This is a genomic window from Salinispora pacifica DSM 45544 (assembly GCF_000378845.1).
Lineage (GTDB): Bacteria > Actinomycetota > Actinomycetes > Mycobacteriales > Micromonosporaceae > Micromonospora > Micromonospora pacifica.
This window is the reverse complement of sequence record NZ_KB905359.1, coordinates 26,787-39,039: the sequence shown is the minus strand read 5'-3', so window position 1 is coordinate 39,039 and position 12,253 is coordinate 26,787. Positions and strand designations below refer to the sequence as shown.

Annotated in this window: 2 protein-coding genes and 1 pseudogene; 1 reads left to right on the top strand and 2 read right to left on the bottom strand. The window is 68.7% G+C overall.

The window, feature by feature from the left end; genetic code table 11:
- The first annotated feature begins 67 nt into the window (after positions 1-67).
- Complete coding sequence (locus SALPAC3_RS0100075) at positions 68-655, top strand: TetR/AcrR family transcriptional regulator (RefSeq protein ID WP_018219216.1); 588 nt, start codon at positions 68-70, stop codon at positions 653-655.
- Positions 656-768: 113 nt separating this feature from the next.
- Here the strand turns inward: SALPAC3_RS0100075 and SALPAC3_RS0100070 are convergent, their stop codons facing one another.
- Both SALPAC3_RS0100070 and SALPAC3_RS25170 read right to left on the bottom strand, forming a co-directional pair.
- Positions 769-1,035, bottom strand: a complete 267-nt coding sequence (locus tag SALPAC3_RS0100070; protein WP_018219215.1) for a hypothetical protein — start codon at positions 1,033-1,035, stop codon at positions 769-771.
- 208 nt (positions 1,036-1,243) lie between these two features.
- Positions 1,244-12,220 (bottom strand): annotated as a pseudogene (locus SALPAC3_RS25170) (type I polyketide synthase); the annotation flags it as partial.
- Positions 12,221-12,253 lie beyond the last annotated feature (33 nt).

Here is a 12,253-nt window from a genome sequence, read left to right as displayed (position 1 = left end):
GGGTTTTATACGCGCGTATACATCCGGTGGGGTGAATAAGGGGGTCGTTCCGAGTAGGGTGGCGCCTGTGGGTCATCGGGAACGTCTGCTGGTAGGGGCCAGGAACTGCCTCTACGAACGCGGCTACACGCGCACCACCGCCCGCGACATCGTCGCCGCTTCGGACACCAACCTGGCGTCGATCGGCTACCACTTCGGCTCCAAGGAGGCGCTGCTGACCGCAGCGCTGGTGCAGGCCTTCGAGGAGTGGGGCGTCGAGATTGACCGGGTGCTGCGCGACGGCACCCAGCCCGACCTGATGGACCGACTAGAATCGATGTGGACCGGCCTGGTCGAGTCGTTCGCCACGCAACGGCCGCTCTGGGTCGCCGGGATCGAGGCGTTCGCGCTGGCCGAGCACCGTCCGGAGCTGCGGGCGCAACTGGCGGAGAGCTACGCCCGCGCCCGCCCGGCCCTGGCCACCTTCGTCATCCGCGACGGCGGCGAGGACGTCACTGACGAGACCCGCAAGGCCGTCGGCTCGTTCCTGCTGGCGCTGATGACCGGGCTGACAGTGCAGCGGCTGCTCGACCCCAAGGCCGCCCCGTCCGGCGAGGAGCTGGCCGAGGCACTTCGGCTGATCATCAGCGCGGTCAACCACACCGCCAGCGCCTGACCCCGCCCACCGGGCAGGGGTTCCGCCCTTCCTCGACCAATGACCTTCCCAGCGCAGGGGCAGGGGGCTCGATAGGGGTCACCCCCACCGCCGGGCCGGCTCGTGCCACCGCGTCACTCCACCCGGACCAGACCGGCGCGGAGCATGTCCTCCAGCCAGACGTCGAAATCCCGTCGGGTGGCCGCCGGATCGGCCGACCACTGCCAGGCCAGGACACCGGCCGCCCGCTCCAGCGAGCCGCCCTGCTGCTGCAACGCGATCCACATCGCGGCGGCGGTCGCGCCGAACCGGTATCGCAACCCGCTCCGTTCGGAGACAAGCTCAAGCTGTCCGTTCCGGGTGACTTTGGCCACGATCCCCTCTTCGAGTCGCACCCGCATCCTCCCTGCCTCTCCCGCGTCCACCCTGGTGGTGGCCACCGGCTAACGTCACCAAGCCTGCTCACTACCGTATGATGTTGAACGGTCACGCGATACGGTCATGGACCCACGCCGAAGGTGGACCAAAGCCCACCCATCCGCGCAAGGGAGACCTGAGTCTGCCGACCACCGTGGGCGCCAACGGGCCTCGGATCCCGGGATCGGACGATCAGTCCGACCCCTGCAGTTCGTCGTCGAGAATCTCGAACAGCTCGTCCGCGGTGGCCGACGTCAGGTCCTCGGCGGCCGGCTCCGCACCGGCCGCGCCGTACGTGGCGTTCCACCGCGACATCAGTGCCTGAAGCCGGACGGTTATTCGGCCCCGCTCCCCCTCGTCCGGCACGGTGTCGTCCATCAACGCCTCGAGCCGGGCCAACTCGGCCTCCAACGACGGAGCGCCCCGCAGGACACCGGTCAACTCGGACCGGACGAAACGGGCCACCGCCGCCGGACTGGGATAGTCGTAAATGAGCGTCGCCGGCAGGCGCAGCCCGGTGGCCGCCCCGAGGCTGTTGCGGAATTCCAGGGCCGCGAGCGAGTCGAAGCCGAGTTCCAGAAAGCCCCTGTCCGGGTCGATCACATGCGAACGGTCATGCCCCAACACCTCGGCGACACGGGCGCAGACCAGCTCGGTGACCATCCGGTCCGCGTCGTCCGGCGTCAGACCCGCCAGCCGGTCGGCCAGTGACCGCTCCCCGGCCGCCGGACCGGCCGCCGGACCGGCCGCACCGGCCGCCGTCCGCCGGGTCGGGACGGGGACCAGGCCGCGCAGCAGCGGCGGCACGCCCTCCACCCGTGCCCGGACCGCGGCCAGGTCGAGCCGGACCGGCAGGACCAGCGCCGGTCCCGCCTGGACGGTCGCGTCGAACAGCGCCAACGCGTCCCCGGTGGACAGCGCGGACACCCCGGATCGGGCCATCCGGCGCAGGTCCACCTCGCCGAGGTGGCCGGTCATCCCGCTACCCGGCTCGGCCCACAAGCCCCAGGCCAAGGAGCTGCCGGCGAGCCCGTGCGCCCGCCGGTGCTGGGCCAGGGCGTCCAGGTAGGCGTTCGCAGCGGTGTAGCTGGCCTGGCCGGCACCGCCGAGAGTGGCCGCCGCCGACGAGAACAGCACGAACCAGCGCAGCGACCGATCCAGCGTGAGTTCGTGCAGGTGACGAGCGGCCTCCGCCTTGGGGGCCAGCACCGCCGCCGTCCGCTCGGACGTCAACGTGTCCACCAGCCCGTCGTCAAGCACACCGGCCGCGTGGATCACCCCGACCAGCGGGTGCGCGGCGGGCACCCCGTCGAGCAGGGCTGCCGCCGCCGCCCGGTCGGCCACGTCACAGGCCACCACAGTGACCTCCGCGCCGGCCGCCGCCAGACGGGCGACCAGTTCCTCCACTCCCGGGGCCGCCGGGCCCCGCCGACTGGCCAGCAGCAGTCGCCGTACGCCGTGCCGGGTGACCAGGTGCTCGGCGACCAGCCGGCCCAACCCCCCGGTACCACCGGTGACCAGCACCGTGCCCTCGGAGTCCGGATCGACGGGCAGTTCGCCGTCGGGCACCGGCAGCGGCGCGAGCCGGGGCGCGAACAGCTCCGCCCGGCGCACCACCAACTGCGGCTCAGTGTCAACGGCCAGCGCCGCTCGCAGCCCGGTGGAATCCGCGCCGTCCAGGTCGACCAGGGCCAACCGGCCCGGGTTCTCCTCCTGCGCGGCCCGGACCAGACCCCAGATGGTGGCGTCCACCGGTCGGGGCACGTCCTCGCCGTCCGCGGTGGCGATCGCCCGAGTGGTAACCACCGCCAACCGGCTGCTGGCGAACCGCTCGTCGGCGAGCCAGCCCTGTACGAGGGCGAGCGCATCAGTCGCCGCCGCCACGGTCGAGTCCGACGTGGCACGCCAGGCAACAACGACGGTCCGCGGCGCGGCACCGGTCCGCTCGATATCCGCCGCGAGCGCCGCGAAATCCGGGTGACGGGGCACCCCGAGGCCGAGGGCGTCGTCGCCGAGGACCACCGTCGCGTCGTTCGTGGAGGTCTCCGGGGCCGGCACCGGGGTCCAGGCCACCTGGTACAACGACGAGCGGCGGCCGGCCCGCGCCCCGCCAAGCTGGTCGGCGGCCAGCGGCCGGACCACCAGCGAGGCCACCGAGGCCACCGGTACTCCAGCGGTGTCGGCCAGCTCGAAGGAGGCCTCCTCCGGCCCGATCCGTCGCAACCGCACCCGTAGCGCCGCCGCCCCGGTGGCGTGTAGGGCGACACCCCGCCAGGCGAACGGCAGCCGGAGCAGGTCGTCGCTCGGGTCCGTCCCAGTCAGGTCGAGGGTGTGCAGCACCGCGTCGAACAGCGCCGGGTGCAGGCTGAACCGCTCGGCCGAGGACCAGACGTCCTCCGGAAGCGCCACCTCGGCGTACACCTCGTCATCCCGACGCCAGGCGGCCCGCAGCCCTTGGAACAGCGGGCCGTAGTGGTAGCCGGAGTCGGCAAGCCGGTCGTAGCGCCCGTCAAGATCGATTGGGACGGCGCCAGCCGGTGGCCAGGCGCCGCCGGTCGGCGCGGCGGGGACGGTGGCGGCCACCGGGGCGAGCACACCAGTGGCGTGCCGGGTCCACCCCTGCACGCGGTCGTCTGGCTGGGAGTACACAGTTACCGGGCAGCGCCCCGCCTCGTCGGGTACCCCGACCACCACCTGGAGGTCCACACCGCCCTGCTCAGGGACGATCAGCGGGGCCTCCAGCGTCAGCTCCTCCACCAGGTTGCAGCCGACCTGGTCCCCGGCGCGGACGGCCAGCTCGATGAACGCCGTGCCGGGCAGCAGTACCGTCCCGGCGAGGGCATGTTCGGCCAGCCACGGGTGGGTCCGCAACGACAGCCGACCGGTCAGCACCGTGCCGTCGGCACCGGCCAGCCCGATAACCGCGCCGAGCAACGGGTGGGCGGCGGCACGCTGGCCGAGGCCGGGCACGTCGCCCCCGCTGCCCGCCGGGACGTCGAGCCAGAGCCGGCGACGCTGAAAGGGGTACGTCGGCAGGTCGGTGACCCGGGCCCCGGTGGGCGCAAACCAGGCCCGCCAGTCGACCGGGACGCCCCGGGTGTGCAGCGTGGCGACGGCTGTCAGCAGGGTCGCCGCCTCCTGCCGACCACCGCGCAACACCGGCACCAGGCTGGCGTCCGCCATGTCGGTGACGCAGTCCCGACCCATCGTGGTCAGCACGGCGTCCGGCCCGACCTCCAGGAACGTGGTGACACCGGCGGCCTGCAGGGTGGCGATGCCGTCGCTGAACCGGACCGCCTCCCGCACGTGCCGCACCCAGTACTCGGGGGTGCAGATCTCGTCGGGATCGGCGAGCCGACCGGTCAGGTTGGATACCACCGGCACCCTCGGCGGGGCAAAGGCCAGACCGGCCACGATCTGGTGGAACTCGGCCAGCATCGGCTCCATGTGCGGCGAGTGGAACGCGTGGCTGACCCGCAGCCGTTTGGTCCGGCGGCCCCGCGCCCGCCAGCCGTCGGCAACCGCGCCGACGGCGTCGTCATCGCCGGAGATCACCACCGAGAGCGGGCCGTTGACCGCCGCGATGCCCAACTCCGCCTCCCGGCCGACCAGTTCCCCGCGTACCTCTGCCTCGGACGCCTCGACCGCCACCATCGCGCCGTCCTCACGCATGCCCTGCATAAGCCGGCCCCGGGCGGTGACCAGGGTGGCAGCGTCGGGCAACGACAGCACCCCGGCGACGTGAGCGGCGGTGATCTCACCGATGGAGTGCCCGGCGACCAGATCGGGCCGGATGCCCCACGAGCCGAGCAGACGGAACAGCGCCACCTCGATGGCGAAGAGCGCGCTCTGGCTGTAGCCGGTCTGGTCGAGCAGCGCGGCGTCGGCGACGTCCGGTTCGGTGTAGAGCACCTCCCGCAGCGGCCGGTCGAGCTGCGCGTCCAGGTGTCCACAGACCTCAGCGAAGGTCTCCGCGAAGGCCGGGTACGCCGCGGCCAGCTCACGGCCCATGCCGAGGCGCTGGGCGCCCTGTCCGGTGAAGAGCATGGCCAGCTTGCCGGCGGACGGGGAGCCCTGCACCAGTTCGGCGGAGTCGGCTCCCTCGGCGACGGCGCGCAGGGCGCGGATCGCGTCGTCCCCGGCCGCGGCGACCACGACGGCCCGGTGTTCCCAGGCTGTGCGGGTGGTGGCCAGCGAGTAGGCCACGTCGAGGGCGCCGCCGGTGCCGGCGACCAGGTCGGCCTGGGCACGCAACGCCTCCGCCGAGCGGGCGGACAGCAGCCAGGGCAGCACGGGCGGCGTGACGACCGGGGCGACGTCGACCGCGGGTGCGTCGACGGGAGGCATGTCGGTCGCTGTTGCGTCGGTGGGGGATGGGTCGGTGGGTGGTGCCTGTTCGAGGATGACGTGGGCGTTGGTGCCGCTGATGCCGAATGATGAGACACCCGCACGGCGGGGCCGGTCCAGCACCGGCCACCCCTGCGCCTCGGTCAACAGCCGTACCTCCCCGGCCGACCAGTCGATCTGCGGAGACGGCTCCGCAACATGCAGCGTGCGCGGCAACATGCCGTTACGCATCGCCAACACCGCTTTGATCACCCCGGCGACACCAGCCGCGCCCTGGGTGTGACCGATGTTCGACTTGATCGAACCCAACCACAACGGCCGATCCGCAGGCCGACCCTGGCCGTAGGTCGCGATGATCGCCTGCGCCTCGATCGGATCGCCGAGGGTGGTACCCGTACCATGCGCCTCCACCAGATCAACCTGGTCGGGACGGACATTGGCAGCGGCCAACGCCTGTCGGATGACCCGCTGCTGAGACGGACCGTTCGGCGCCGTCAACCCATTCGACGCGCCGTCCTGGTTAGTCGCCGAACCACGCACCACCGCAAGCACCTGATGACCGTGACGCTCGGCGTCAGAGAGCCGTTCCAGCAACAACATGCCCGCCCCCTCGGACATCGCGGTGCCATCGGCGCCAGCAGAGAAGGACTTGCAACGGCCATCAGCGGCCAGCCCACGCTGAAGACTGAAATCGATGAAGGTGTCAGGGGTAGACATCACCGTCACCCCACCGGCCAGCGCGAGGGAGCACTCCCCCGCCCGCAGCGCCTGCACCGCCAGGTGAACCGCCACCAACGACGACGAACAGGCCGTATCGACACTGACCGCCGGCCCCTCCAGACCAAGGGTGTAGGAAATCCGCCCAGAGGCGACACTGGCCATACTGCCGTTACCCAGATAACCCGCCAACTCCTCGGGAACCTCCGGCAACCGGCTGGCATAGTCGTGATACATCACCCCGGTGAACACACCAGTACCACTACCCCTGAGCGAGGTCGGATCGATCCCGGCCCGCTCCAACACCTCCCACGACGTCTCCAGCAACAACCGCTGCTGCGGATCCATCGCGACCGCCTCCCGCGGACTAATCCCAAAAAAGTCCGCATCAAAATCGGCCGCATCGTAGAGGAAACCACCCTCCAACGAATACGTCTTCCCCGGCTTACCAGGCTCCGGGTCATACATACCCACCAGATCCCAACCCCGATCAGTCGGAAACCCGGAAACCGCATCAACACCACCCTCCAACAACTCCCACAACTGCTCCGGAGTCGCCACCCCACCCGGAAAACGACAACTCATCGCCACAATCGCAATCGGCTCCTGAACGAAGGAGGCCGACGCCGGCTCCGGCACCGCCACCTCCAGCCCGGTGCCCAGCACGGTGGACACCACGAACTCGGCAAGCGCCGCCGGGGTCGGATAGTCGAACACCAGGGTCGCCGGCAGCCGCAGCCCGGTAGCGGCGTTGAGCCGATTACGCAACTCCACCGCCGCAAGAGAATCAAAACCAAAGTCCCGAAACGCCCGCTCCGGCTCCACAGTGGCAGCACTGTCATGACCAAGAACCCCAGCCACATTGGCCCGCACCAAATCCAGCAGCATCCGATGCTGATCATCCACACCGAGAGCAGCCAACTGCCGCTGAAGAGCAGAACCACCGACCGGAACGACCCCACCACCCGCCGCCCGACGAGCCGGCAGCCGCACCAAACCCCGGAAGAGCGCCGGCATCTGCTGACCCTGAACACGCAACGCAGCCAAATCCAACCGAATCGGCACCAACACCGACTCGTCAGCCCCCACCGCCGCATCAAACAACGCCAAACCCCGCTCCGCACCAAGCGGCAAAACACCAGAACGCGCCATCCGAGCCACCTCGGCATCACCCAAATGCGCCGTCATCCCACTACGCTGCTCCCAAAACCCCCACGCCAACGACACCCCCGGCAAACCAAGAGCCCGCCGCAACCCAGCCAACGCATCCAAAAAAACATTCGCCGCAGCATAATTACCCTGACCAGAACCATCCACCACCCCCGCAGCCGAAGAAAACAAAACAAACGCCGCCAACCCCCGATCACGAGTCAACTCATGCAAATGCCACGCCGGCGCCGCCTTAGCCCGCCACACCACATCCAACTGCGCCTCAGTAAAACCAGCCACCGTACCGTCATCCAACACACCAGCGGTATGCACCACCGCACTCAACCCCGGAACACCATCCAACAAAACAGCAACAGCATCCCGATCAGCCACATCACAAGCAACCACCTCCACCACCGCACCACACCCGATCAACTCATCACGCAACTCCACCGCACCCGGCGCCGCCAAACCCCGCCGAGAAACCAACACCAAATCCCGAACCCCATGCACAGCCACCAAATGCCGAGCAACCAACGCACCCAACACACCAGTACCACCAGTAACCAACACCGTGCCCCCAGCCCGCCACACACCACCACCCCCATCCGCATCCGCACCCGCACCCGCATCCGCACCCGCACCCGCACCCGCATCCGCACCCGCATCCGCATCCGCATCCGCACGAACCAACCGCGGCACCCGCACCTGCCCACCCCGCAACGACAACTCCGGCTCCCCCGTACCCACCGCCGCCAGAATCTCCTCCACCGCAACCCCCGGATCCGCATCAACCAACACGAACTGACCCGGATTCTCCGCCTGCGCCGCACGCACCAACCCCCACACCGGAGCATGAACCACATCGACACCACCATCAACGGCACCGTCAGTCAGGATGACCAGCCGTGACTCGGCCAGCCGGGGGTCGGCCAGCCAGGACTGGAGCAGCGCGAGCGCCGCTCCGACGGCAGCCCGCGCGGCCGGCTCGGTGTCGACGTCGGGCCCGTCGCCCAGGTCCGGGGTGACAGCCGGATGTACGTCGGTGAGGCGGGCGACGACCAGCTCCGGTACGTCGTCGGTGAGGTCGTCAAGGTAGGCCCAGGAGGTGGCCGAGGTAGCGGCTACCGACACGGTGGTCCAGTCGACGCGGTAGAGGTCACCGTCGGTCGGTACGGCGGCGTCGAGCTGCACCGGACGCGACACCAGCGACCCAACAACAGCTACCGGACTTCCCTCGGGATCAGCCAGGTGCAAGGTGGCCGCCTCCGGACCGGCCGAGGTGATCTTCACCCGCAGGGCAGTGGCACCGGTGGCAAAAAGTGCGACATCCGCCCACGCAAACGGCAGGTACGGCCCGCGATCCGCCGGCACCGGCTCACCAATCCCCACCGCCTGCAACGCCGCATCCAACAACGCCGGATGCACACCGAACCGACCCGCCTCCGCAAACGCCTCCTGCGGAAGAGCAACCTCCGCGTACACCACCTCACCGACCCGCCACGCAGCCTGCACACCCTGAAACACCGGACCATACTCATAACCCTGAGCCACCAGATCGTCATACAACCCCGCCGTCGACACCGGCACCGCCCCCAACGGCGGCCACACAGTCAGGTCAAAACCTGGATCGATGACCTCAGCCGAGAGGATGCCGGCCGCATGCCGGGTCCACGGCAGGTCCGGATCCGCGTGCTCCGACCGGGCGTGCACACTGACCGGACGACGGCCGGCGTCGTCAGCCACACCGAGCAGCAACTGCACCTGGACGGCACCCTGCTCAGGCAGGAACAACGGCGCGTGCAGCGTCAACTCCTCCACACGACCACAACCGACATGGTCACCCGCATGCAGAACCAGCTCAACAAAACCAGCACCCGGCAGCAACACCCTGCCCGAAACAGCATGGTCGGCCAACCACGGATGCGCATCCAACGACAACCGACCAGTGAACAACACCTCCCCCGACTCCGCCATGGTCACCGCAGCCCCCCACAACGGGTGCCCAGCGGAGCCCAGACCAGCCAAGCCAAGATCCGCAACACCACCAGTAGCGTTGATCCAATAACGCCGACGCTGGAACGGATACGTAGGCAACAACACCTCACCACGCGGCCGGACCGGCAACGCCGACGACCAGTCCACCCCCACCCCCCGCACAAACGCCTCACCCACCGAGACAAGCCACCGACGCCACCCACCCTCACCCCGACGCAACGAACCCACCGCCGCGACCTCAACACCCACATCCGCAGCAGTCTCCTCAATACCCACCGTCAACACCGGATGCGCACTGCACTCCAGAAACACCCGCATCCCCGCCCCGAGCAACACCCGGGTCGCCTCCTCAAACCGCACCCTCCGCCGCAAATTCGCAAACCAATAACCGGCATCCAACCCCACGGTGTCCACCACACCCCCGGTCACCGTCGAATAGAACGGCACACTCGACGACCGAGGCGCCACCCCCGCCAACACCTCCAACAACCGCTGCTCAATCAACTCCACCTGCGCCGAATGCGACGCATAGTCAATGTTCACCCGCCTGGCTCGCACACCCTCGGCATCCAATGTCGCGATCAGCTCGTCCACCGCATCCCGATCGCCCGTCACCACCACCGACGACGCACCATTGACCGTTGCCACCGACAAGCGACCGCCATACGCACCCAGACGATCACACACCTGACGCTCCGGCAGACCCACCGACGCCATCGCACCCCGACCCGCCAACACCTCCGCAATCACCGCACTACGCAACGCCACCACCAACGCACCATCACGCAACGACAAACCACCCGCCACCACCGCAGCCGCAATCTCACCCTGCGAATGACCCACCACCGCATCCGGCTCCACACCAAACGAACGCCACAACCCCGCAAGCGACACCATCACCGCCCACAGAACCGGCTGCACCACATCCNCCNGNTCCAGCGACGGCGCCCCCTCCACACCACGCAACACATCAACCAGCCGCCACGACACAAACTCATCCAACGCCGCAGCACACTCACCCAACCGCTCCGCAAACACCGGCGACGAATCCAACAACTCCACCGCCATCCCCAACCACTGCGAACCCTGCCCCGGAAAAACAAAAACGATGCCGGAACCGCCATGCAGCACGCCGGGAGCGATCCCGCCCTCAGCGAACGTGCGGGCTGCGGCGACGAAGTCCTCCCGGTCGCCGACGACGACCGCACGCCGGTTTAGCAGCGCACGCCCGGTTGCCAACGCGTACGCCAGGTCGCCGGCTTCGGCGGGGCCGCTCTCGGCTACCGCGGCCACGCGCCCGGCCTGGGCGCGCAGTGCCTCGTCGGTGCGGGCCGACAGCACCCAGGGCAGAATCTCCGACCCGGACACGCCGACCGGAGGCCTCCCGGCCCGGAGCCCGTCGGCCGGGAGCGCCTCGACGGGAGGCACGTCAGTCAGTGGCGCCTGTTCGAGGATGACGTGGGCGTTGGTGCCGCTGATGCCGAATGATGAGACACCCGCACGGCGGGGCCGGTCCAGCACCGGCCACCCCTGCGCCTCGGTCAACAGCCGTACCTCCCCGGCCGACCAGTCGATCTGCGGAGACGGCTCCGCAACATGCAGCGTGCGCGGCAACACCCCACTACTCATCGCCAACACCATCTTGATCACCCCGGCGACACCAGCCGCGCCCTGGGTGTGACCGATGTTCGACTTGATCGAGCCCAACCACAACGGCCGATCCGCAGGCCGACCCTGCCCGTACGTGGCCAACAACGCCTGCGCCTCGATCGGATCACCCAATGCCGTGCCCGTACCGTGCGCCTCAACCGCATCCACCTCGCTCGCCGGGATACCACCCGCCGACGCCAGCGCCTGTCGGATGACCCGCTGCTGAGACGGACCGTTCGGCGCCGTCAACCCATTCGACGCGCCGTCCTGGTTGGTCGCCGAACCACGCACCACCGCAAGCACCTGATGACCGTGACGCTCGGCGTCAGAGAGCCGTTCCAGCAACAACATGCCCGCCCCCTCGGACATCGCGGTGCCATCGGCGCCAGCAGAGAAGGACTTGCAACGGCCATCAGCGGCCAGCCCACGCTGAAGACTGAAATCGATGAAGGTGTCAGGGGTAGACATCACCGTCACCCCACCGGCCAGCGCGAGGGAGCACTCCCCCGCCCGCAGCGCCTGCACCGCCAGGTGAACCGCCACCAACGACGACGAACAGGCCGTATCGACACTGACCGCCGGCCCCTCCAGACCAAGGGTGTAGGAAATCCGCCCAGAGGCGACACTGGCCATACTGCCGTTACCCAGATAACCCGCCAACTCCTCGGGAACCTCCGGCAACCGGCTGGCATAGTCGTGATACATCACCCCGGTGAACACACCAGTACCACTACCCCTGAGCGAGGTCGGATCGATCCCGGCCCGCTCCAACACCTCCCACGACGTCTCCAGCAACAACCGCTGCTGCGGATCCATCGCGACCGCCTCCCGCGGACTAATCCCAAAAAAGTCCGCATCAAAATCGGCCGCATCGTAGAGGAAACCACCCTCCAACGAATACGTCTTCCCCGGCTTACCAGGCTCCGGGTCATACATACCCACCAGATCCCAACCCCGATCAGTCGGAAACCCGGAAACCGCATCAACACCACCCTCCAACAACTCCCACAACTGCTCCGGAGTCGCCACCCCACCCGGAAAACGACAACTCATCGCCACAATCGCAATCGGCTCATCGCCGACGACCGACGTGGCCACCGTAGAAACGGCAGGAACCTCCACGCCGAGAATCCGTCCGTGCAGGTAGCCGGCGAGCACCGTGGGATTCGGATAATCAAAGACCAGGGTCGCCGGCAGCCGCAGCCCGGTAGCGGCGTTGAGCCGATTACGCAACTCCACCGCCGCAAGAGAATCAAAACCAAAGTCCCGAAACGCCCGCTCCGGCTCCACAGTGGCAGCACTGTCGTGAACCACATCGACACCACCAACAACGGCACCATC

Coding starts and splice junctions, on each gene's coding strand:
- SALPAC3_RS0100070 (WP_018219215.1), bottom strand. CDS start 1,035: ATGCGGGTGCGACTCGAAGAGGGGATCGTGGCCAAAGTCACCCGGAAC.